19 protein-coding genes are annotated in these 22,174 nt (G+C 58.1%); 7 read left to right on the forward strand and 12 right to left on the reverse strand.

Annotated features, from left to right (window positions below; genetic code table 11):
* Window positions 1-3 precede the first annotated feature (3 nt).
* From rplV to rpsL, 10 genes are all read right to left on the reverse strand, one after another.
* Complete coding sequence (gene rplV / locus QZ298_RS04505) at window positions 4-414, reverse strand: 50S ribosomal protein L22 (RefSeq protein ID WP_296005851.1); 411 nt, start codon at window positions 412-414, stop codon at window positions 4-6.
* A 7-nt stretch (window positions 415-421) separates the two neighbouring features.
* Window positions 422-691: a 30S ribosomal protein S19 gene (rpsS, locus tag QZ298_RS04510; RefSeq protein ID WP_251214474.1), complete on the reverse strand. Its 270-nt coding sequence runs from the start codon at window positions 689-691 to the stop codon at window positions 422-424.
* A gap of 17 nt (window positions 692-708) precedes the next feature.
* A complete protein-coding gene (gene rplB / locus QZ298_RS04515) occupies window positions 709-1,533 on the reverse strand; it encodes a 50S ribosomal protein L2 (RefSeq protein WP_296005858.1) in 825 nt (274 codons plus the stop codon).
* Window positions 1,534-1,538: 5 nt separating this feature from the next.
* Complete coding sequence (gene rplW, locus QZ298_RS04520; RefSeq protein ID WP_296005861.1) at window positions 1,539-1,829, reverse strand: 50S ribosomal protein L23; 291 nt, start codon at window positions 1,827-1,829, stop codon at window positions 1,539-1,541.
* Between the two features lie 15 nt (window positions 1,830-1,844).
* Window positions 1,845-2,471 carry a 50S ribosomal protein L4 gene (gene rplD / locus QZ298_RS04525; protein ID WP_296005864.1) on the reverse strand — a complete coding sequence of 209 codons (627 nt, stop codon included), beginning with the start codon at window positions 2,469-2,471 and terminating at the stop codon, window positions 1,845-1,847.
* Between the two features lie 2 nt (window positions 2,472-2,473).
* Window positions 2,474-3,088: a 50S ribosomal protein L3 gene (gene rplC, locus QZ298_RS04530; protein ID WP_296005866.1), complete on the reverse strand. Its 615-nt coding sequence runs from the start codon at window positions 3,086-3,088 to the stop codon at window positions 2,474-2,476.
* A 145-nt stretch (window positions 3,089-3,233) separates the two neighbouring features.
* On the reverse strand, window positions 3,234-3,539 hold the full coding sequence (rpsJ, locus tag QZ298_RS04535; RefSeq protein WP_148468460.1) for a 30S ribosomal protein S10: 306 nt from the start codon (window positions 3,537-3,539) through the stop codon (window positions 3,234-3,236).
* An 8-nt stretch (window positions 3,540-3,547) separates the two neighbouring features.
* A complete protein-coding gene (gene fusA / locus QZ298_RS04540; protein ID WP_296005870.1) occupies window positions 3,548-5,662 on the reverse strand; it encodes an elongation factor G in 2,115 nt (704 codons plus the stop codon).
* A gap of 15 nt (window positions 5,663-5,677) precedes the next feature.
* Window positions 5,678-6,154, reverse strand: a complete 477-nt coding sequence (rpsG, locus tag QZ298_RS04545) for a 30S ribosomal protein S7 (RefSeq protein ID WP_296005873.1) — start codon at window positions 6,152-6,154, stop codon at window positions 5,678-5,680.
* Window positions 6,155-6,244: 90 nt separating this feature from the next.
* Complete coding sequence (gene rpsL, locus QZ298_RS04550) at window positions 6,245-6,628, reverse strand: 30S ribosomal protein S12 (protein WP_296005876.1); 384 nt, start codon at window positions 6,626-6,628, stop codon at window positions 6,245-6,247.
* A 284-nt stretch (window positions 6,629-6,912) separates the two neighbouring features.
* Here rpsL and QZ298_RS04555 point away from each other — a divergent pair, with 284 nt between their 5' ends.
* From QZ298_RS04555 to QZ298_RS04585, 7 genes are all read left to right on the forward strand, one after another.
* Entirely contained in the window at window positions 6,913-7,980 is a 1,068-nt protein-coding gene (locus tag QZ298_RS04555; RefSeq protein WP_296005878.1) for a family 43 glycosylhydrolase, read from the forward strand.
* 163 nt (window positions 7,981-8,143) lie between these two features.
* Window positions 8,144-10,900 carry a leucine--tRNA ligase gene (gene leuS / locus QZ298_RS04560; RefSeq protein WP_296005881.1) on the forward strand — a complete coding sequence of 919 codons (2,757 nt, stop codon included), beginning with the start codon at window positions 8,144-8,146 and terminating at the stop codon, window positions 10,898-10,900.
* A gap of 14 nt (window positions 10,901-10,914) precedes the next feature.
* On the forward strand, window positions 10,915-11,793 hold the full coding sequence (locus QZ298_RS04565; protein ID WP_296005884.1) for an alpha/beta hydrolase: 879 nt from the start codon (window positions 10,915-10,917) through the stop codon (window positions 11,791-11,793).
* An 84-nt stretch (window positions 11,794-11,877) separates the two neighbouring features.
* Window positions 11,878-13,269 carry an aminopeptidase P family protein gene (locus tag QZ298_RS04570; RefSeq protein ID WP_296005887.1) on the forward strand — a complete coding sequence of 464 codons (1,392 nt, stop codon included), beginning with the start codon at window positions 11,878-11,880 and terminating at the stop codon, window positions 13,267-13,269.
* A gap of 280 nt (window positions 13,270-13,549) precedes the next feature.
* Window positions 13,550-15,706: a translation factor GTPase family protein gene (locus QZ298_RS04575; protein ID WP_296005890.1), complete on the forward strand. Its 2,157-nt coding sequence runs from the start codon at window positions 13,550-13,552 to the stop codon at window positions 15,704-15,706.
* 423 nt (window positions 15,707-16,129) lie between these two features.
* Complete coding sequence (locus QZ298_RS04580; RefSeq protein WP_296005895.1) at window positions 16,130-17,959, forward strand: BACON domain-containing carbohydrate-binding protein; 1,830 nt, start codon at window positions 16,130-16,132, stop codon at window positions 17,957-17,959.
* A gap of 271 nt (window positions 17,960-18,230) precedes the next feature.
* Window positions 18,231-20,453: an inorganic phosphate transporter gene (locus QZ298_RS04585; RefSeq protein WP_296005898.1), complete on the forward strand. Its 2,223-nt coding sequence runs from the start codon at window positions 18,231-18,233 to the stop codon at window positions 20,451-20,453.
* A gap of 275 nt (window positions 20,454-20,728) precedes the next feature.
* Here the strand turns inward: QZ298_RS04585 and QZ298_RS04590 are convergent, their stop codons facing one another.
* Window positions 20,729-21,532: a M48 family metallopeptidase gene (locus QZ298_RS04590; protein WP_296005901.1), complete on the reverse strand. Its 804-nt coding sequence runs from the start codon at window positions 21,530-21,532 to the stop codon at window positions 20,729-20,731.
* A gap of 61 nt (window positions 21,533-21,593) precedes the next feature.
* On the reverse strand, window positions 21,594-22,169 hold the full coding sequence (locus QZ298_RS04595; protein ID WP_296005904.1) for a thymidine kinase: 576 nt from the start codon (window positions 22,167-22,169) through the stop codon (window positions 21,594-21,596).
* Between the last annotated feature and the right edge of the window lie 5 nt (window positions 22,170-22,174).

Genomic DNA, 22,174 nt, shown 5'->3' on the forward strand with positions numbered 1-22,174 from the left:
TGATTACTTGTTTTCTACGGTTACCATTTTGTCCACTACGATCGTCACATGGTTCGAGCGCTTGCGAATACGGTGCGCACGACCCTGGGGCGCCGGCTGAATGCGCTTCAGCATGCGGCCGCAGTCGACGAACACCTCCTTGACGCAGAGCTGCACGTCTTCCAGACGCTCGCCCTCGTTCTTGGCCTCCCAGTTGGCGATGGCCGACTTGAGGAGTTTCTCCATGCGGATCGAGGCTTCCTTCTTCGAATAACGGAGGATGCCCAACGCCTTGTTGATCTCCACGCCGCGGATGATGTCGGCCACCAGGCGCATCTTACGGGGAGAGGTGGGGCAATCGCGCATGATGGCGATCGCCTTCTGCTTTTTCTCGGCCTTCAGTTTCTCGGCTCTTATTGCTTTTCTTGCACCCATTTTCTACCTATTTTTTCTTGTTACCGGCGTGACCGCGGAAGTTACGCGTGGGCGCAAACTCACCGAGTTTGTGGCCTACCATGTTCTCAGTTACGTATACCGGAATGAACTTGTTTCCGTTGTGCACGGCGACGGTCTGCCCCACGAAGTCGGGCGAGATCATGCTGGCACGCGACCACGTCTTGACCACGGCTTTCTTGTTGCCCTCGGTCAGTGCGACGATTTTCGCTTCGAGTTTGGGATCGATGAACGGCCCCTTCTTTAATGAACGACTCATTATGTACTCTTATTTAATTATTTTTTCTTCTTGGAAATAATAAATTTCGAGGTCGTCTTCTTCGGGTTGCGAGTCTTGTAACCCTTAGCCAACAGACCCTTGCGCGAACGGGGGTGACCACCCGAGGCGCGACCTTCGCCACCACCCATCGGGTGATCCACGGGGTTCATCACGACACCGCGGTTGTGAGGACGACGGCCGAGCCAGCGTTCACGACCTGCCTTGCCGGAGCTTTCGAGGTTGTGGTCGATGTTCGACACCACACCCACCGTCGCACGGCAAGTCACGAGTACCATACGAGTCTCACCCGAAGGCAGCTTGATGATGGCGAATTTGCCCTCGCGAGCCAACAGCTGAGCATACGAGCCTGCGGAGCGCGCCATGGCGGCACCCTGGCCCGGGTAGAGTTCGATATTGTGGATCACCGTACCGAGGGGAATCTCGCTCAAGAAGAGCGTATTGCCCACTTCGGGAGCGACGCCGGCGCCGCTCATCACGGTCTGCCCCACCTGAAGACCGTTGGGAGCGATGATGTAGCTCTTCACTCCATCGGCATACACCAGAAGTGCAATGCGTGCAGTACGATTGGGGTCGTACTCGATCGATTTCACAGTGGCAGCGATGCCGTCCTTCGAGCGCTTGAAGTCGACGTTGCGGTACATCTGCTTGTGACCGCCGCCGATATAGCGCACCGTCATCTTACCCACATTGTTGCGACCGCCCGTGCTCTTCTTGGGGCTGAGCAGCGACTTCTCCGGCGTCGACTTGGTAATCTCGTCGAACGTGCCGATAATCTTATGTCTCGTACCTGCGGTAACAGGCTTAAATTTTCTTACTGCCATCTTCGTTAGATATTACTGTAAAAATCGATCTTGTCTCCGTCTTTCAAGGTAACGATCGCTTTCTTGAAGTTGTTGGCGCGACCCTCCAGAAGACCGGCCTTGGTGTAGCGGCTCTTCTGCTTACCCATATAATTGACGGTGTTCACATCCGTCACGACGACGTTGTACATCTGCTCTACGGCATTGCGAATTTGCAGCTTGTTAGCCCGCACGTCAACGATAAAACCGTAGCGATTCAACTTTTCGCCCTGAATCGTCATTTTCTCGGTCAGAACCGGCTTAATAATAATTTCCATTGTCACTTGCGTTTTTTAAGCTAACATCGTATTGAGTACGTTCTCGGCGCCCTCCACCAGTACGACGGCCGAGGCGTTCATCACGTCGTAGGTGCAGACGTTCTGAGCCAACACGGGCTGTACGTAGGGAATGTTGCGGCACGAGAGCTGCAAATTGGCGTTGCCCTCGGGCAGAACCAGCAGCACTTTCTTATCCGACACCTTCAACGCTTCGGCGATGGCCACCATCGTCTTGGTTTTCGGAGCCTCCAGCTTCACAGCCTCCAGAGCGATGATCGCATTGGCCTGGGCCTTGTAGGTCAGCGCGCTGCGGCGAGCCAGCTGCTTGAGCTTCTTGTTGAGCTTGAAGCGGTAATCGCGGGGCACGGGGCCGAAGATGCGGCCGCCGCCCGGGAAGAGGGGCGACTTGATGCTGCCCGCACGGGCGCCGCCCGTACCTTTCTGGCGCTTGAGCTTGCGGGTCGAGCCGGCAACCTCGTTGCGCTGCTTCGACTTGTGCGTACCCTGACGCTGATCGGCCAGATACTGCTTCACGTCGAGATAAATAGCGTGGTCATTAGCCTCCACGCCGAAAACGGCGTCCGAAAGGGTTACCTTACGACCCGTTTCCTTTCCTTGTGTGTTCAAAACAGCTAATTCCATGACTACTTCTCAATTGTTAAATAAGCACCTTTGGCACCCGGAATCGAACCCTTCACGAGGATGAGGTTGCTCTCGGGTATAACTTTCAATACACGCAGGTTCAGAACCTTGACCTGCTCGCCGCCCATCTGGCCGGGCAGACGTTTGCCCTTAAAGACGCGCGAAGGATAGGACGATGCGCCGAGCGAACCGGGCTTGCGCTGACGGTTGTGCTGGCCGTGGGTCTGACCGCCGACGCCGCCGAAGCCGTGACGCTTCACGACGCCCTGGAAACCCTTGCCTTTCGAGATCCCGGTCACGTCCACCCAGTCCTCCTCCGAGAAGAGGTCTACGGTAAGCGTGTCGCCGAGATTCACTTCGGGCATGCCCTTGAACTCCGCCAGCTTGCGCTTGGGCGTCGTGCCTGCCTTCTTGAAGTGACCTAACAAACTGCTGCTGGTGTGCTTTTCACTTTTCTCGTCATAGGCAATCTGCACCGCTTCGTAGGAGTCCTTCTCCACGGTTTTGATTTGCGTAACAACACAGGGACCAGCCTCGATGACAGTGCATGGTATGTTCTTACCCTCGGCACTGTAAACGGAAGTCATTCCGATTTTCTTTCCAATAAGTCCTGACATTTGTTGTCAATTGTTTGTTATAAAAAATAAAGTGATGTTTCTTTTTCATTGCGCTCCTCCGACCTCGGACAGCAGGCGTTCGACGCCTGCTGCCTTTCGGTCATCGGATTTCCGCATCAAGTCCGTTCCGACTTCCGACCGGTCGTCAGACCTTGATCTCTACCTCCACGCCCGAGGGCAACTCCAGTTTCATCAGCGCGTCGATGGTCTTGGGCGTCGACGAGTAGATGTCCAGAATACGCTTGAAAGTGCAGAGCTGGAACTGCTCGCGGGCTTTCTTATTGACGAAAGTCGAGCGGTTGACCGTAAAAATCTGCTTGTGCGTGGGGAGGGGCACCGGGCCGCTCACGACGGCACCCGTGCTCTTCACGGTCTTCACGATCTTCTCGGCCGACTTGTCGACCAGATTGTGATCGAATGACTTTAACTTGATTCTAATTTTCTGGCTCATATCTTTGCTTATTCTATATCCTTACGTTTACCGCTCGACTTCTCGATGATCTCCTTGGCCAGGTTGGCAGGAACCTCCTCGAAGTGCGAGAATTCCATGGAAGACGTGGCGCGGCCCGACGAAATCGTACGCAGCACGGTCACGTAGCCGAACATCTCCGACAGGGGAACCTTGGCCTTGACCACGCGGGCAGTGCCTTTCGACTCCATGCCGGTAATCTGACCGCGACGCTTGTTCAGGTCGCCGATGATGTCGCCCATGTTCTCCTCGGGGGTCACGACCTCGACGTTCATGATCGGCTCCATGATTACCGAACCGGCCTTGGGAGCGGCGGCGCGATAACCGTTGCGGGCAGCGATTTCGAACGACAGCTGGTCGGAGTCGACCGGGTGGAACGAACCGTCCTTGAGGGTTACTTTCATCGAGTCCATCTGGTAACCGGCAAGAGCACCGTTGGCCATCGCCGATTCGAAACCCTTCTGAACCGAGGGAATGAATTCCTTGGGGATGTTGCCGCCCTTTACCTCGTCGACGAACGTAAGACCCATCTTGCCTTCCTCGGCGGGGCCGATCTCGAAGATGATATCGGCGAACTTACCGCGGCCGCCGGTCTGCTTCTTGAAGACCTCGCGGTGCTGTACGGTGGTGGTAAGAGCCTCCTTGTAGTTTACCTGGGGAGCACCCTGGTTGATCTCCACGCCGAATTCGCGGCGCAGACGGTCGACGATGATATCGAGGTGCAGCTCGCCCATACCGCTGATGACGGTCTGACCCGAATCTTCGTCGGTGTGCACCGTGAAAGTGGGGTCTTCCTCGGCCAGTTTCGCCAGGGCGATGCCCAGCTTGTCGAGGTCTTTCTGCGTCTTGGGTTCAACGGCCAGACCGATTACCGGCTCGGGGAAAGTCATCTGCTCCAGCACGATGGGTGCGTTCTCGGCGCAAAGCGTGTCGCCCGTGCGGATCTCCTTGAAACCTACGGCTGCGCAGATGTCGCCGGCACCGACGGTCTCCAGCGGGTTCTGCTTGTTGGCGTGCATCTGGTAGATGCGGCTGATGCGCTCGCGCTTGCCGCTGCGTGCGTTGAGCACGTAGGAACCGGCATCGAGCTTGCCCGAGTAAACGCGGACAAAAGCCAGACGCCCCACGAACGGGTCGGTAGCGATCTTGAACGCAAGACCGCAGAACGGATCGTTCTCATCGGAATTGCGCACCTCCTCCTGATCCGTCTTGGGATTGATGCCCGTCACAGCGGGTACATCCAGCGGCGAGGGCAGGAATGCGATCACATAGTCCAGGAGCTTCTGCACACCCTTGTTGTGGAACGACGAACCGCAGAGCATCGGCACGATCTGCATCGAGATCGTAGCCTTGCGGATCGCCACGAGCAACTCTTCAGGAGTGATCGAATCGGGATCCTCGAAGAACTTCTCCATCAGGGCGTCGTCCGTAGCGGCAACCTCCTCGATGAGCTTGGCGCGCCACTCGGCGGCCTCGGCCTTCATCGACTCGGGAATCTCCTTCAACTCGAAGTTGTCGCGGACGGTCTTGTCGTCGAAGTAGTAGATCGCATTATTATATATAAGGTCTACCAAACCCTCGAACTTATCCTCGGCACCGATAGGCAGCACGACGGGCAGCGCCGTAGCGCCGAAGTGCTCCTTGATCTGCGCGCAGACCGAAAGGAAATCAGCGCCCGTGCGGTCCATCTTGTTGACGTAACCGATGCGGGGAACGTTGTACTTGTCGGCCTGACGCCATACGGTCTCCGACTGGGGCTCGACGCCGCCCACGGCGCAGAACGTAGCGATAGCGCCGTCCAGCACACGCAGCGAACGCTCCACCTCGACGGTAAAGTCCACGTGGCCCGGGGTGTCGATCAGGTTGATCTGATACCGCTTGTCCTTGTACTGCCAGAATGCAGTCGTGGCGGCCGAGGTAATCGTGATGCCGCGCTCCTGCTCCTGGACCATCCAGTCCATGGTAGCGCCGCCCTCGTGCACCTCGCCGATCTTGTGGGTCTTGCCCGTGTAGAAAAGGATACGCTCCGATGTCGTAGTCTTACCGGCATCGATGTGGGCCATGATACCGATATTACGGGTGTAATGTAAGTCTCTGATTGCCATCTTCGGGTCTCCTTTTTAGAATCTGAAATGTGCGAACGCCTTGTTGGCTTCTGCCATGCGGTGCATCTCCTCCTTGCGTTTGAAGGCGGCGCCCTGCTGGTTGTAGGCGTCCACTATCTCGGCGGAAAGCTTGTCTGCCATCGTCTTGCCGGCGCGCTTGCGGGAAAAGAGGACAAGGTTTTTCATGGAAATAGAAATCTTGCGCTCCGGACGAACCTCCATGGGAACCTGGAACGTCGCACCACCGATACGCTTCGATTTCACTTCGACTTGGGGCGTGATGTTCTCCAGAGCCTGTTTCCAGATTTCCAACGGAGATTTATCAGCATCCTTCATCTTCTTGCCTACGATATCCAACGCATCGTAAAAAATGGTGTAGGCAATACTCTTCTTACCATCCAGCATGAGGTTGTTCACGAAACGGGTCACAGCCACGTCTCCGAACTTCGGATCCGGAAGTAGAATTCGCTTTTTTGGCTTAGCTTTTCTCATTGCTATTAAAAATGTTGAATTTCATCGGTCGTCTCCCGGCGCGGCATCTTCCGCAAGGGGAGACGGGTTGAAGTTTGTTTTCGCTGTCGATTATTTGCTTGCGGGTTTGGGTCGTTTGGCACCGTACTTCGAGCGACGCTGACGACGGCCGTCCACGCCTGCCGAGTCGAGCGCACCGCGCACAAGATGGTAACGAACACCGGGGAGGTCTTTCACACGACCGCCGCGGACGAGCACGATCGAGTGCTCCTGCAAGTTGTGGCCCTCGCCGGGAATGTAGGCGTTGACCTCCTTGCCGTTGGTCAGACGCACACGCGCCACCTTACGCATCGCCGAGTTAGGCTTCTTCGGGGTCGTAGTGTACACACGCGTACACACGCCACGACGCTGGGGACACGCGGCCAGCGCAGGAGACTTCGATTTGTCCTCCAGCGACAAACGGCCGTTTCTCACTAACTGTTGAATAGTTGGCATTTCTTAAATTGTCCTTTTAAATGGTTAAAAATTCTATCTCCATTGTCCAAAATGGACTGCAAAGGTACTCATTTTTTTTGAAATACCATATATACCGCCATCTTTTTGGCACGATTTCCAACGATTTTACAGATTTTCCAATACTTTATATTTATAGAATACAAAATATAATAACCAAAAACTATATTAAACATCTTATATTATTGAATACCAATTATTTCTATTTTATTTTGTTTTTCAATGGTTTTTTTGCTACTTTCGGTCGGTTCAAATTCTTCAACAGCATGAAAAACACACGCATGGCCCTCTTTTCTTTCGGGCTTCCGTTCCTTTTCTACGCCTTCTTTCCATTCAGCGGAACAACCGCATCCGACCGGCCCCGCTACCTCGACAGCACCGACTTCGCGGCCGACCCTGCGGCCCACGTCTTCGACGGCAAAATCCACGTCTACTGCACCCGCGACTGGGCTTCGCCCGTTAGCGACCGCACCGACGGCAACCACTACGACATGCGCGAGTACACCCACTTCGCCATCGACTCCCTCGGCAACGTCGCACGACACGACGCCATCCTCACGCTGGAGCAGGTGCCGTGGGCTTCCAAACAGTTGTGGGCCTGCGACATCGCCCGCCGCGACAGCCGTTATTACCTCTACTTTCCCGCCAAGGATCGCCAGGGCCTCTTCCGTATCGGCGTCGCCATCGGCCAGCACCCCGAGGGGCCTTTCGTTCCCGACCCTGCACCCATCGAAGGCACTTACAGCATCGACCCCGCCATCTTCGATGACAACGGCACGTTCTACATCTGCTTCGGCGGTCTCCAAGGCGGTCAGCTGCAACGTTACGCCGACAACCGGCTGCTGGAACAAGAGCACATGCCCGCCCCCGGCCAGCAGGCGCTTGCACCACGCATCGCCCGGCTCTCCGACGACATGCGGTCGCTGGCCGAGCCGCCCCGGCCGATCTCGATCCTCGACGCCGACGGCAACCCCTTGAAGTCCGACGATCCGCACCGTTTCTTCGAAGCCGCATGGCTCCACAAACACAACGACACCTACTACTTTACCTACTCCACCGGCAGCACCCACCTGATCTGCTACGCCACCGGCGACAGCCCCTACGGGCCGTTTACCTGCCGGGGCGTCGTACTCACGCCCGTCGTCGGCTGGACGACCCACCAGTCCGTCTGCGAATACAACGGCAAATGGTATCTTTTCTTCCACGATTGCGTTCCCTCGGGCGGCATATCCTCCCTGCGGTCGGCCAAATATTGCGAACTCATCCACGAACCCGACGGCTCGATCCGCACCATAGAAGGGAAGCCGGGCGAAGAGCGGGAAACGGCAAAATAAACGAAGCTCCGAAGCCTGCCCTGCCTTGAAAAGAGCATTTCCGGCGGCACGCCTTTTCCGTTCCGATCCGACGAGAATATCAAATTTTCATCTTCATTTTTAAATTCTTATTTCGTTTTTCCGTATCTTCGCAGGAAAATAGCAAGCTAAATAGAATATAGATATGGAATACGATTTCAGACAGATCGAAGCCAAATGGCAGCAGCGCTGGAAAGAGCGCGGCACCTACCGTGTGACCGCCGATCCGACCCGTCCCAAATTCTACGTCCTGGACATGTTCCCCTATCCCTCGGGCGCGGGGCTGCACGTGGGCCATCCGCTGGGCTACATCGCTTCCGACATCTACTCGCGCTACAAGCGGCTCAAGGGCTTCAACGTCCTGCATCCGATGGGTTACGACGCCTTCGGACTGCCCGCCGAGCAGTATGCTATCCAGACGGGGCAGCACCCGGCCGTGACCACCGAGCGCAACATCGCCCGCTACCGCGAGCAGCTGGACAAGATCGGTTTTTCGTTCGACTGGGAGCGCGAGGTGCGCACGTGCGATCCCGCCTACTACAAATGGACGCAGTGGGCGTTCCTCGAAATGTACGGACACTACTATTGCAACGACACGCAGCAGGCACGGCCCATCGCCGAACTCGTCGAGGCTTTCTCCAAGTGCGGCAACGAGGGGCTGAACGCCGCCTGCACCTCCGAAATACGCTTTACGGCCGGCGAATGGAACGCCATGAGCGAAGCCGAAAAGGAACAGGTGCTCCAGAACTACCGCCTCGCCTACCGCGCCGACACGATGGTCAACTGGTGTCCGCAGCTGGGCACCGTGCTGGCCAACGACGAGGTGCGCGACGGCTTGTCGGTGCGCGGCGGCTTCCCCGTCGAGCAGAAGCGCATGAAACAGTGGCTGCTGCGCGTCACGGCCTACGCCCAGCGCATGCTCGACGGACTCGACAAGCTCGCCTGGAGCGATTCGCTCAAGGAGATCCAGCGCAACTGGATCGGCCGCTCGGTCGGCGCGCAGGTCTTCTTCGACATCGAGGGTTCCGACCGCAAGCTCGAAATCTTTACCACGCGCCCCGACACCATCTTCGGCGTCACGTTCATGGTCATCGCCCCCGAGCACGAGTGGGTCGGCGAGCTCACCGCACCCGGGAACCGCGCCGCCGTCGAGGAGTACATCGCCCAGGCCAAGAAGCGCTCCGAGCGCGAGCGCATCGCCGAGACCAGACGCGTCAGCGGCGTGGCCACAGGTTCGTTCGCCATCAATCCCTTTACCGGCAGGGCCATCCCGATCTACATCTCCGACTACGTGCTCGCCGGCTACGGCACGGGCGCCATCATGGCCGTTCCGGCCCACGACTCGCGCGACTACGCCTTCGCCCGCCGCTTCGGGCTGGAGATCGTCCCCGTAGTCGAGGGCGGCGACCTCGAAAAGGAATCCTACGACGCCAAGCAAGGGCGCATGATCAACTCCGATTTCCTCAACGGCAAGGATGTCAAGGAGGCTATCCCTCTGATGTTCGACGAGGTCGAGCGCCGCGGTCTGGGCAAACGCCTGGTCAACTACCGCCTGCGCGACGCCATCTTCTCGCGCCAGCGCTATTGGGGCGAGCCGTTCCCCGTCTACTACAAGGACGACGTGGCCTACCCCCTCTCCGCCGACAAGCTGCCGCTGGAGCTGCCGCCCATCGAGAACTTCGGCCCCACGGCCGAAGGCGAGCCGCCGCTGGCTCGCGCGGAGGGCTGGCACACGCCCGAAAGCTACCCCTACGAGTTGTCGACCATGCCCGGCTTCGCCGGTTCGTCGGCCTACTACCTGCGTTATATGGATCCGCACAATGCCCAGGCGCTGGTAGGCAAGGAGGCCAACGACTATTGGCGTTCGGTCGACCTCTACGTCGGCGGCATCGAGCACGCCACGGGCCACCTGATGTATTCGCGTTTCTGGAACATGTTCCTCTACGACTTGGGGTGCGTGTGCGAGGAGGAGCCGTTCAAGAAGCTCGTCAACCAGGGCATGATCCAGGGCCGCTCCAACTTCGTCTATCGCGTCGTCGGCACCAACCAATTCGTGTCGCTCGGACTCAAAGACCGATACGAGACGCAGGAGATCCATGTCGACGTCAACATCGTCAAGAACGACATCCTCGATACCGAGGCGTTCCGCCGCTGGATGCCCGAATTCAACAACGCCGAATTCATCCTCGAAGAGGGCAAGTATGTCTGCGGATGGGCTGTCGAGAAGATGTCCAAATCGATGTACAACGTCGTCAACCCCGACTACATCGTCGACAACTACGGCGCCGACACGCTGCGCATGTACGAGATGTTCCTCGGCCCGTTGGAGCAGTCCAAGCCGTGGGACACCAACGGCATCGACGGCGTGCACAAGTTCCTGCGGCGCTTCTGGCGCCTGTTCTTCGACCGCGACGGCAAACTCCTCTTGACGGACGAAGCCGCCGCCGACAAGGAGTTGCGCACGCTGCACAAGACCATCAAAAAGGTCTCGGACGATATCGAGAATTTCTCGTTCAACACTTCGGTCGCCGCATTCATGATCTGTCTCAACGAGTTGGGCGAATGCTCCAAGCGCGCCGTCCTCGAACCGCTTACCGTGTTGCTCGCACCCTTCGCGCCGCACCTCGCCGAGGAGTTGTGGGAGGTGCTGGGCCACGAGGGTTCGGTGTGCGACGCAGCCTATCCGGTATACGACGAAAAATATTTGACCCTCAGCGCTTTCGAGTACCCCGTTTCGATCAACGGCAAGCTCCGCTTCAAGAAAGAGTATCCCGTCGCCGCATCGCCCGCCGATATCCAGGCCGACGTCGTGACGTTGCCCGAAGCGCAAAAATGGCTCGAAGGCAAAGCTCCGAAAAAGATCATCGTCGTCCCGGGCAAGATCATCAATATCGTAATTTAAACCACGAGCATCCGATGAAACGGTTCGTCGCCTTTCTACTCGCAACGGCATGTGGCGGAGCATCCGCGGCCAACGCCCAAGAGAGCACCCAGGTCTTTTCTTTGAAAATCTGGGACAATTCGACGGCGCCCCACTCCAACGGCATCGCCACGCCCGAAACCGCCCCGGCACCCGGCCGCATCGGCAACACCTCCGAGGCGGAACTCTTCGTTTACCCCGCCGCTCCGGCAGAAAACACCGGTCTGGCCGTCGTGATCTGCCCCGGCGGCGGATATACGCGGCTGGCCATGGAGCATGAAGGCCACGCCGTCGCCGAGTGGCTGGCCGCCAACGGCATCACGGCTGCCGTACTCAAATACCGCATGCCTGCGGGCCACCCCGAAGTGCCGCTGGAAGATGCCGAACAGGCGCTCCGCATCATGAAAGGAGCGGTTCCGGGAGCCGGACGATACGCCGCCGAACGGGTCGGCATCGCCGGCTTTTCGGCCGGCGGCCACCTTGCCGCCATGACGTCGAATCTGGCGAAGACCAAACCGGCATTCGCCCTCCTTTTCTACCCCGTCATCACGGCCCGCAAAGGATCGGCGCATGAGGGGTCGTTCGACAATTTGCTGGGTCAGGGCCGCAATGCCGAGAGCGAGGCACGCTATTCGCTGGAAAACCGCGTGACGTCCTCGACGCCGCCTACGCTCCTGCTGCTCTCCGACGACGACCGCGCCGTGCCGCCGGTCAACAGCACGCTTTATTACCATGCGCTCAAACAGCACGGCATCGAGGCCTCCATGCACATCTACCCCGTCGGCGGCCACGGCTGGGGCATGCGCGACAGTTTCGAGTACAGCCCCTGCTGGCAGGCTGCGGCGCTCGACTGGCTGAAACGGTTCGAAAAATAAATAGCGAATCTTTCATCCATTTACTCGCGGCGCCGCTCTGTTTCGCCAAGACAGGATAATACCAACGATTAAAAACATACACCTATGTTTTCCGCAAAAACCTATGCTTCGCGCCGTGCCGAACTGCGCACCAAAATCGGCAGCGGATTGATTCTTCTGCCAGGCAACATGCCGGCACCGAACAATTACCCCAACAACACCTACTATTTCCGCCAGGATTCGACGTTCCTCTATTACTTCGGGTTGAACATCCCGTCGCTGGTCGGGCTGATCGACGCCGATTCGGGCCAGGAGATGTTGTTCGGCGACGACTTCACTGTCGAAGACATCATCTGGACAGGGCCGCAGCCCACCCTCCGCGAGCTGGGCACCCAAGTCGGCATCGCCGCGACGTTCCCTCTGGCCGCCTTGCAGGAGCGCCTGCGCCAAGCCGTCGCCCAGGGACGCCGCATCCACTACCTGCCCCCCTACCGCGGCGAAACGAAACTCCAGCTCTCCGAGTTGCTGGGCATCGCGCCCGCGCTGCTCCACGACTACAAGTCGGTCGACCTGATGTTCGCCGTCGCCGAGATGCGCGAGACCAAGAGCGCCGAGGAGATCGAAGAGATGCAGCGCGCGTTCCGCATCGGTTACGACATGCACACGCTCGCCATGAAGATGTGCCGTCCGGGCGTCGTCGAGCGCGAAATCGCCGGCGCCATCGAGGGCGTCGCCAAGTCGTGCGGCTCAGGCGTTTCGTTCCCCTCGATCGTCTCGCAGCACGGCGAAACGCTCCACAACCTCTGCGCCGACGGCGTGCTGGAGGAGGGGCGCCTGCTGTTGTGCGACGCCGGCGGCGAAACCGTCGGCAACTACTGCTCCGACCACACGCGCACCTACCCCGTGAGCGGCAAATTCACTGCGAAGCAGCGCGAAATCTACGAAATCGTCCTTGCGGCCCACGACCGCGTGGCCGCCATCGTCAAACCCGGCATGATGTATACCGACGTCCACAACGCCGCCTGTCTCGAACTCGCCGAGGGTTTGATCGGCGCGGGTCTCATACACGGCTCGGCGGCCGACGCCGTAGCCGCCGGCGCCATGACGCTCTTCATGCCCCACGGCCTGGGTCACGGCTTGGGTATGGATGTCCACGACTGCGAGGCCATGGGCGAACGATCGTTCGACTTCTCGTCGATCGCCGAGCGTGCCGCCGCCTCGGGCACCTGCATCTACCGTGCGGCCTGGCGGCTGCGCCCCGGCACGGTAATGACCGACGAGCCGGGCATCTACTTCATCCCGGCGCTCATCGACAAGTGCCGCGCCGAAGGCCTCTACCGCGGCATCGTCGACTACGACGCGCTCGACGCCTACCGCGATTTCGGCGGCATCCGCATCGAAGACGACCTGCTGCTGACCGACGACGGCTGCCGCATGCTGGGCGACCGCAAGATACCCGTCACGGTCGACGAGCTGGAAGCCGTCGTAGGAAAATAAGCCGGCAACATATTTCGGTCGATACCCCGAAGATGCCCCAAAGACACCTCGGAGACATCCCGAAGATGCCTCGAAGCCGGCCGCACTCCGCCCGATCGCCAACCCCGAATCGATCTGCCGACCGTCTCCGAATCGATCTGCCGGCCGTCTTTTCAAAAGCCCCTTCGTAATTTTCACCCTTTTAAAAATCGCCTCGTTCCTCGGAGCGATTTTTTTGTTTATGTCAAAATTTTTGTATATTTATAGTCAGCAAACCGAAAAACCTTAAAACTCTCGTCATATGAAAAACTATTCAGCCAAAGAGATCAAGAACATCGTGCTGATCGGCGCCCCCGGCACAGGCAAGACCACCCTGGCCGAGGCGATGGCTTTCGAAGGCAAGGTCATCGACCGCCGGGGCAGCATCGAGACCAACAACACCCTCTCGGACAACACCGACATCGAACACGAATACAAACGTTCGATCTACTCGACGATCCTCTTCACGGAATTCATGGAGCGCAAGCTCAACATCATCGACTGCCCGGGTTCGGACGACTTCTGCGGCAGCCTCTTCTCTGCCTTCAAGGTCGGCGACGTAGGCGTGTTCCTCTACAGCGCCGTCAACGGCTGGGAGGTGGGCAGCGAAATCCAGGCCCGTTACGCCCGCCTGCTGAAAAAGCCCGTCATCGGCGTCATCAATCAGCTCGACCACGACAAGGCCAATTTCGAGACCGCTTTCGAGTCGATCCGCGCCGCTTCGCGCGTGAAACCCGTCCTCGTGCAGTATCCCGTCAACCAGGGCGCCGGTTTCGATGCGTTCATCGACGTGTTGATGATGAAGATGTACCGTTTCAAGGACAACGACGGCCACCGCGAGGAGCTGGAGATTCCGGCCGAGGAGCTGGAAAAGGCCAAGGCTCTCAACAAAGAGCTGGTCGAAATGGCCGCTGAACACGACGAAGCGTTGATGGAGCTTTATTTCGACAAGGGCACCCTCACGCAGGACGACATCCGCCAGGGACTGAAGATCGGCGTTTCGCGCCGCGAAGTGATGCCGATCTTCTGCACCAGCGGCAAGCGCGACATCGGCACCAAGCGTCTGATGGAGTTCATCATCAACGTGGCTCCCGGTCCGCTTAAAGCCCCCGCCTTCCTCACGACCGAGGGCGAGGAACTCCCTGCCGACGCCGAGGCCCCGACCGCAGCGTTCGTCTTCAAAAGCCAGATCGAACAGCACATCGGCGAAATCACTTACTTCCGCGTGATCCGCGGTAAGATCACAGAGGGCACCGAGCTGGTCAACACCCGCACGGGCAACAAGGAGAAGCTCTCGCAGCTCTTCGCCGTGGCGGGCAAGAACCGCATCAAGGTAACCGAGCTTTCGGCCGGCGACATCGGCTGCACCGTCAAGCTCAAGGGCACGCGCACCAACGACACCCTCGCCGCGCCGGGCACTCCGGTGGCCGTGGAACCCATCGTCTTCCCCGAGCCGCGCTACCGCGCCGCCCTCAAGTGCAAAGATCAGGGCGACGAGGAGAAGCTGGGCAAGATACTCAACGACGCCAAGTTCGAAGACCCCACCATCCTGGTCGACTATTCCAAGGAGCTGAAGCAGACCATCATCCAGGGTCAGGGCGAACACCATCTCAACATCTTGCGCTCGCGCATCCTCGCCGAGAACAAGCTCGACTACGAATACGCCGCACCGAAGATTCCCTACCGCGAAACCATTACCAAGGTCGCGCAGGCCGACTACCGCCACAAGAAGCAGTCGGGCGGCGCCGGTCAGTTCGGCGAGGTGCACATGATCATCGAACCCTATTACGACGGCATGCCCGAGCCTAAGAACTACAAGGTGCCGGGCAAAGGCGACATGGTAGTCAACGTCAAGACCAAGGAAGAGTACGACCTACCGTGGGGCGGCAAGCTGCAATTCTATTCGGCCATCGTGGGCGGCGCCATCGACGCGCGCTTCATGCCGGCGATCCTGAAAGGCATCATGGAGAAGATGGACGAGGGCCCGCTGACGGGTTCCTACGCCCGCGACATCCGCGTAGTGATCTACGACGGCAAGATGCACCCGGTGGATTCGAACGAAATTTCGTTCAAGCTCGCGGCCCGCAACGCTTTCAAGGAGGCGTTCCGCAACGCAGGCCCCAAGATCATGGAGCCGATCTACAACGTCGAGGTGCTCGTACCGAGCGACTACATGGGCGCCGTGATGAGCGACCTCCAGAACCGCCGCGCCATGATCCTGGGCATGGAGTCGGACAAGGGCTTCGACCGGCTCAACGCCACGGTGCCGCTGGCCGAACTCTACCGCTACTCGACCACCCTTTCCTCGCTCACGTCAGGTTCGGCGACCTACACCATGAAGTTCGCCAGCTACGAGCAAGTGCCCGCCGATGTGCAGGAAAAACTGCTCAAGGCCTACACCGACACCGACGAGGAATAAAAAACGGAGCCAAAGAAGCAGCACCTCCCTGAACTTCAGCACCTCCGGCCCGCCCGGGAACAAAAACCGGATCGAGTGCTTATCCGTTCATTCCGCCTTCGCCGAAAACATGCTCGGCGAAGGCGGTTTTGCGTTTCGGATGATCGTCGGACAACACACGCCTTGTCTATATTTTTCAGAATTCGAACTATTCAGAACGTAATTTTAGACAAATCGAGCTATCCATAGCATTTTTTTTACTTTTGCTCCCTTACGATTCGATAGCGCACGCATGTTTCTACCCGATTGATCGTAAGTATTTTACGTTATTTTGCAACCGATCGTTACCTTGTTAAAAAAACCTTGCAAAAGACTGAATCGGTTAAGCCTTTTTTGCTATCTTTGTCCTGACAGCTTTCTTATCCATACTCAAACCATCGATTTATGAAAAACCGTTACCTCCCCTTTCTGAGCGTCTGCATCGGACTGCTCGCAGGCACCGTCTCCTGCAAGGACGACAAGACAGATGAAGCGACCGCACCGGCCATCGAAATCACTTCGCAGCCGATCGCCGCATCCGCCGAAGGCGGCGCACTGCAAATCGCCTATCGCATCGTACCTTCCGCGAAGGGGGAGGGAATTGTCACAGCCTCTGCCGATGCCGCCTGGCTGCATGACTTCGACTGCTCGGCCGAAGGCATCGTGGCTTTCACGGCCGACCCCAACATGGGTGCCGAACGCAGCGCCGACGTCACGATTTCGAAATCCGGAACGATTTCGGCCTCGCTGACCGTCACGCAGGCGGCTTTCGTTCCCGATAACAAGAATTTCACCATCTCGACCTCCGATCTGACTTCTTCGGGCGTCACGTTCCGCATCCAGTACGAAGGTTCCGACGAGGACGCCTATTTTACCTGGAACCTCATGTCGAGCGACGATTTCAAAGCCCACTACACCTCCTCCGAGGAGTTGATCGCCGCCGAGTTACAAGACCTCGTACAGGACCAGCTTCCCGATTACCAAGCCTACGTCGATCCCAACGGCACGCTCATCAACATCCTCTCGCGCATTTACGACACCCGCCGCATCAACGTGCTCAAGCCGCAGACCGAATACACGCTCTACGTCTTCGGCGTCAGCCCCGCAGGCAAAGCCACCACCGGTGTCGAGACCTATACGTTCACTACGCCGGCGTTCCAAGTCGCCGACCCCTGCAATTTCAAGATCGAATTTACCGACATCAAGCAGGTGGAGTTCTCCATTTCGATCACGCCCGACAACAACGACACCCGCTATTACATAGGCTTTACCGACGCCGCGGTGCTCAAGGAGTCGACTCCCGAGCAAATCGCCACAGAATTCATCCAGCGGGCCGAAAGTTACGACATCGACTGGAGCGCCCACGACGCCCTGCGTACGGGGCCTTGCAAGCTCCACACGTTCGACGACCTGGGTTTCGGCGACCTGGAGGCCAACTCCGACTATGCCGTGATCGTCTTCGGCGTCAGCGCCCTGGGCGAACGCACCACCGAAGTATCGTATGAGATCGCTCACACGCTTCCAGTCGAAATTACCGACATGACGTTCGATGTCCAAGTCATCGAGACTTCGATCAACGGCGTCAAGATCCAGGTCACGCCCTCCTATTCGGACAAGACCTACATGGCCGGCTGCATCCGCAAGACCGAATACGACAAATTCGGCGGCAACGACACCCAGTTCATGGAGTACGTCGTGGCCAACGGCAACGTCGTGCTGCTCGAAGGGCAGCAGCTGATCGACCGCACCAATGCCCTGCTGGCCGACACCGAATACATCTTCTTCGCGTTCGGCTATGCCGGCGGCATTACCACGCCCGTCCCCACGATCTTCCCCTTCTCCACGGGTGCCTACGAAGCCACCGGCCAGGCTACGGTCGAGATTCTCAGCATCGCGGTTACCGGCCCCGATCCCGATTCGAGCAACTACGCCCTGCTCCGCGCCGAAGTCCAGGTCAACGACAAAGCAGTGCACTGGTACGTCTCCCACTTCAACAGCATCGACGGTGTGCCCTACAACGCTTTCAGCGATGAATATCTGACCGACACCGAAATCATCACGGCGCTTACCTCTTCGGGTTCCAGCATCGAAGTGACCAAAGACGCGCTGCAAGCCGACGGCTACGGCAGGTTCGACTCCGAGCGCACGTTCTACGCCATCGCGGTCGACGCCGACGGCAACTACGGGCCGCTGGTACGCAAGAGCATCGTCCCCACGCGCGACATGCTGCCGTAGCGCTCCGCCCTTTCTTTATTGCATGTTCCGGACAGCCCTGCGTTTTGCAGGGCTGTCCGGAAGCTTTTTTACGAACCTCATCGAAGCAGAACAAACCGATCTTTTTCGAGGTTCAAGACAGCAATCCGTCTTTTATTTTCTTTCATTTTCAGAAACATATCCTTTCCTTCGTTTTTCTCCGTGTATTAAATTATCGTTAACAATAGGCGTCGCTTATCTGCGGTCGAAAAAATTGGAGTACATTTGTTCAGTTATTGCACTCTACCCCAACATGAGCGAAATCTACACCGTCATTGTCGGCATCTTAGCGATCCTCGCCATTTCCGGTCTTTTCGTGGGCGTTACCAACGACGCCGTGAACTTCCTCAACTCGGCCCTCGGTTCCAAGGCTGCGTCGATGCGCACCATCCTGCTGGTCGCTTCGGCGGGCATCCTCTTGGGCGTCATCACGTCGAGCGGCATGATGGAGGTCGCCCGCAGCGGCATGTTCAACCCCGAACTCTTCACATTCCACGAAGTGATGATGCTCTACCTGGGCGTCATGTTCGCCAACGTCATCCTGCTGGGCCTCTACAACTCTTGGGGCCTGCCCACTTCGACCACCGTGTCGTTGATCTTCTGTCTGTTGGGTTCGGCCGTCGCCGTCTCGGTCTACAAGATTACGAGCGACCCCGCCCTCGGCGTCGGCACGCTGGGCGATTACATCAATTCCTCGCGTGCCATGGGCGTCGTGTCGGCCATCCTCCTTTCCGTGGTCATCGCCTTTTCGTGCGGTTCGTTCATCATGTACGTCTCGCGCGTCATCTTTTCGTTCCGCTATACCGTCGTCTTCCGGCGTTTCGGATCGCTCTGGTGCGGCGTTTCGCTCACGGCTATCGTCTACTTCGCCGTCTTCAAGGGCCTCAAGACTCTGCTGGCCGGCAACGCCTTCATCCAACTGATCAACAACCACCTGCTGGCAGCCTTGGGTATCTGCTGGGTAATCTGTTCACTGCTGCTGTTCTTCATCCAGCGGTTCAAGATCAACATCCTGCGCATCACGATCCTCTCGGGCGTTTTCGCACTGGCACTGGCTTTCGCCGGCAACGACCTGGTAAACTTCATCGGCGTGCCCGTCGCCGGTTTCGATGCCTATTCCTTCGCCCGGGCCACAGGCGACACGCAGATGCTCATGGCGCCGCTGGCCAATAACGTGCCCGCCAACATGACGATCCTGCTGATTGCCGGCGGCATCATGATCGTAGCCTTGTGGGCGTCCAAGGAGGCCGTGCTGCGCGTTACCAAAACCGAGCTGTCACTCTCGGCGCAGGGCGACGACGGACAGGAACGCTACGACTCGTCGATCTTCTCGCGTACGCTCGTGCGCATCGCTTTGAGCATCAACAACGGCATCGAGCGCATCGTGCCGGCCAAGATTCGCGCAGCCGTAGGCAAACGGTTCGAATACGAGGACGTCGAACACAGCGGCGCCCCCTACGACATGATCCGCGCCACGGTCAACCTGACCACCTCGGCCCTGTTGATTTCCTTGGCCACGTCGCTCAAGCTGCCGTTATCGACCACCTACGTCTGTTTCATGGTCGCCATGGGTTCGTCGCTCGCCGACCGCGCCTGGGGCCGCGAAAGCGCCGTCTACCGCATTTCGGGCGTGATGACCGTCATCGCCGGGTGGTTCGTCACAGCATTGGGAGGCTTCCTGATCTCGTTCATCGTCGGTCTGGTGCTGATCTACGGCGGCATAGCTACGTTCGTGGTCGTCACAGTGCTGTGCGCCTGGTTTCTCTATCGCAGCCAGTTCGCCAAGAAAAACAAGACCGCCGATGCGGAGATCAAGGCCGAGACCAACGAGGACATCATCGCTTCGCTGCGCGACGACGTATGTTGCACCATGGAGAACGCCACGAAGATCTACGACCGCACCCTGATCGCCGTGCTCAAAGAGAACCACAAAGTGCTGCGCGACATGGTCAAGGAGGCCAACGACCTGTTCTACCAGTCGCGCGACCGCAAATACACGTTGCTGCCGACTCTCAAACGGCTCCAGAGCGGCGACGTCAACACGGCGCACTACTACGTGCAGGTCGTGGACTACCTCAACGAGATGACCAAGGCCCTGGTACACATTACCCGCCCGGCATTCGAGCACATCGACAACAGCCACGAGGGACTCTCCGTCGAGCAGACGCGCGATCTGATGGCGATCAACGACGACGTGGAAGCCATCTACCGCCACATCAATCTGATGCTGCGCGACGGCGACTTCTCGGACATCGAAATGGTGCTGGGCCTGCGCGACCAGCTCTTCGAATCGATCGCCGACGCCATCAAGTCGGAGCTGACACGCATCAACGAGGCCAAGTCAAACACCAAAGCTTCGATGCTCTATCTGACAATCCTTACCGAGACCAAGAACATGGTGCTTCAATCGCGCAACTTGCTCAAATCGCAGCAATACTTCCTCAAGCACCGTACCGAGAAGAAGTGGATCAAATAAACAGGCCCTGCCCAAACCGACCGGCACCGCCTAAACAAACCAAGCACCCCGCAAAGGGTGCTTGGTTCATATAATAAATATTCCTTTCCGACAATCAGCCGGATTTGCCGGCCCGACCCTCCTTGGATATTCGACATTCGAACTTACGAACATCCCTTGCCAGACTTTCCGGATTTCCAGAGTTCCCGAATCGTCAGATTTCCTGGATTTCTGTTCCTCTGTTTTTCCGGTCGGTTAAACGGCACCCCCGGTTCCCGCCGGCCGTCGGGCAGACGTTATTTTTCCGACGTCGGGTGTTCGATGCCTTCGCACGTGGCTCGCTCCTCCATACGCTTGATGCGCGCATCCAGATCGGGGTGCGTCGAGAAGAGCTGGTTGATCTTGCTGTTCTTTTGCACGCCGGCTTCTTCTTGCATCGCTTTCAGCCTGCGGAACGAGCAGGCCATCGCCCACGGATTCTTCCCGGCTTGCTTGAGGAACTCATAGCCGTAGTCGTCGGCATCGCGTTCCTGCTTCTGCGAGTAGGTCGCCCTGGTCAGCGCCTCGCCCAGGTCGCCCAGCTGCGATTCGGAGAGTTGCGCCGCCTTGCCGCCGGTCGACGACACGCCGTCGCGGAGCGCCGAGGCCAGCAGAGCCGTACGGAATCCTTTCTTCGAGTCGCGGTGGGCGATGTGCCCCACTTCATGGCCGATCACGCCCAGCAGTTCCTCGTCGTTCATGATGTCCATGAGCGACGAAAAGACGCGGATGCTCCCGTCGGCACATGCGAACGCATTGACATCGATTACATTATAGACCTTGAAGTTCAGCGCGATACCGTCGGCATCGGCCAGTCCTTCGGTCAGCTTGTTCAGCCGCACGGTGTAGGGATCGTCCTCGCCGCAGACCGGATTGTTGGCATCCATCCAGTCGATATATTCCTTCACATAGGCAGCCATCTGTTGGTCGGTCAGCGTGACGGCCTGCGTCGCCTTGGCGGCCCCGCCGATCGCCTTCTTCAGGTTGAACTGCGCCGAAGCAGGCATGGAAACCATCATAAACGACAACACGATCGCGAATTTCGCACACAAATTTTTCATAACATTTCTAAAAATTTAACACTCCATCCGATGCTCTGCATCGAACTCCATTTTTTCACTGTTATTCTTGTTTGGCCCGCACCAATTCTTTGAAACAATGGCGGCAGATGGGTTCGTAGGTGTCCTGCGCCCCCAACATGACCTGTTTCTCGTCGCTGGTCAGCCGGTGCGAATGGTGGGCCAGGTTGCCGCAGCGCACGCAGATCGCATGCACCTTGGTAACATATTCGGCCGTAGCCATCAACGCCGGCATGGGGCCGAACGGCTTGCCCATGTAGTCCATATCCAGTCCGGCCACGATTACCCGCACGCCGCTGTCGGCCAATTTCCGGCACACCTCGACGATGCTGTCGTCGAAGAACTGCGCCTCGTCGATCCCCACGACGTCGACCTCGGCCGACATCAGCAGGATGTTCTGCGGCGAGTCGACAGGCGTCGAACGAATGGCGTTGGCGTCGTGCGAGACCACTTCTTCCTCCGAGTAGCGCACATCGATGCGGGGCTTGAAGATCTCGACCCGCAGATGGGCGAACTGCGCCCGCTTGAGACGTCGGATCAGCTCCTCGGTCTTGCCCGAAAACATCGAACCGCATACCACCTCGATCCAACCCTTGCGATTGGCGTTTTCCAAAAACATACTTC

It is taken from the genome of uncultured Alistipes sp., assembly GCF_910580175.1.
Taxonomy (GTDB): domain Bacteria; phylum Bacteroidota; class Bacteroidia; order Bacteroidales; family Rikenellaceae; genus Alistipes.

What these genes read in the sequence shown, in the direction of transcription:
- rpsS (WP_251214474.1), bottom strand. Translation starts at nt 691, where the DNA reads ATGAGTCGTTCATTAAAGAAGGGGCCGTTCATCGATCCCAAACTCGAA.
- QZ298_RS04590 (WP_296005901.1), bottom strand. Translation starts at nt 21,532, where the DNA reads ATGAAAAATTTGTGTGCGAAATTCGCGATCGTGTTGTCGTTTATGATG.
- QZ298_RS04570 (WP_296005887.1), top strand. Translation starts at nt 11,878, where the DNA reads ATGTTTTCCGCAAAAACCTATGCTTCGCGCCGTGCCGAACTGCGCACC.
- rpsJ (WP_148468460.1), bottom strand. Translation starts at nt 3,539, where the DNA reads ATGAGCCAGAAAATTAGAATCAAGTTAAAGTCATTCGATCACAATCTG.
- QZ298_RS04595 (WP_296005904.1), bottom strand. Translation starts at nt 22,169, where the DNA reads ATGTTTTTGGAAAACGCCAATCGCAAGGGTTGGATCGAGGTGGTATGC.
- fusA (WP_296005870.1), bottom strand. Translation starts at nt 5,662, where the DNA reads ATGGCAATCAGAGACTTACATTACACCCGTAATATCGGTATCATGGCC.
- rplB (WP_296005858.1), bottom strand. Translation starts at nt 1,533, where the DNA reads ATGGCAGTAAGAAAATTTAAGCCTGTTACCGCAGGTACGAGACATAAG.
- QZ298_RS04575 (WP_296005890.1), top strand. Translation starts at nt 13,550, where the DNA reads ATGAAAAACTATTCAGCCAAAGAGATCAAGAACATCGTGCTGATCGGC.
- QZ298_RS04585 (WP_296005898.1), top strand. Translation starts at nt 18,231, where the DNA reads ATGAGCGAAATCTACACCGTCATTGTCGGCATCTTAGCGATCCTCGCC.
- rpsG (WP_296005873.1), bottom strand. Translation starts at nt 6,154, where the DNA reads ATGAGAAAAGCTAAGCCAAAAAAGCGAATTCTACTTCCGGATCCGAAG.
- leuS (WP_296005881.1), top strand. Translation starts at nt 8,144, where the DNA reads ATGGAATACGATTTCAGACAGATCGAAGCCAAATGGCAGCAGCGCTGG.
- rpsL (WP_296005876.1), bottom strand. Translation starts at nt 6,628, where the DNA reads ATGCCAACTATTCAACAGTTAGTGAGAAACGGCCGTTTGTCGCTGGAG.
- QZ298_RS04555 (WP_296005878.1), top strand. Translation starts at nt 6,913, where the DNA reads ATGAAAAACACACGCATGGCCCTCTTTTCTTTCGGGCTTCCGTTCCTT.
- rplV (WP_296005851.1), bottom strand. Translation starts at nt 414, where the DNA reads ATGGGTGCAAGAAAAGCAATAAGAGCCGAGAAACTGAAGGCCGAGAAA.
- rplW (WP_296005861.1), bottom strand. Translation starts at nt 1,829, where the DNA reads ATGGAAATTATTATTAAGCCGGTTCTGACCGAGAAAATGACGATTCAG.
- QZ298_RS04580 (WP_296005895.1), top strand. Translation starts at nt 16,130, where the DNA reads ATGAAAAACCGTTACCTCCCCTTTCTGAGCGTCTGCATCGGACTGCTC.
- QZ298_RS04565 (WP_296005884.1), top strand. Translation starts at nt 10,915, where the DNA reads ATGAAACGGTTCGTCGCCTTTCTACTCGCAACGGCATGTGGCGGAGCA.
- rplC (WP_296005866.1), bottom strand. Translation starts at nt 3,088, where the DNA reads ATGTCAGGACTTATTGGAAAGAAAATCGGAATGACTTCCGTTTACAGT.
- rplD (WP_296005864.1), bottom strand. Translation starts at nt 2,471, where the DNA reads ATGGAATTAGCTGTTTTGAACACACAAGGAAAGGAAACGGGTCGTAAG.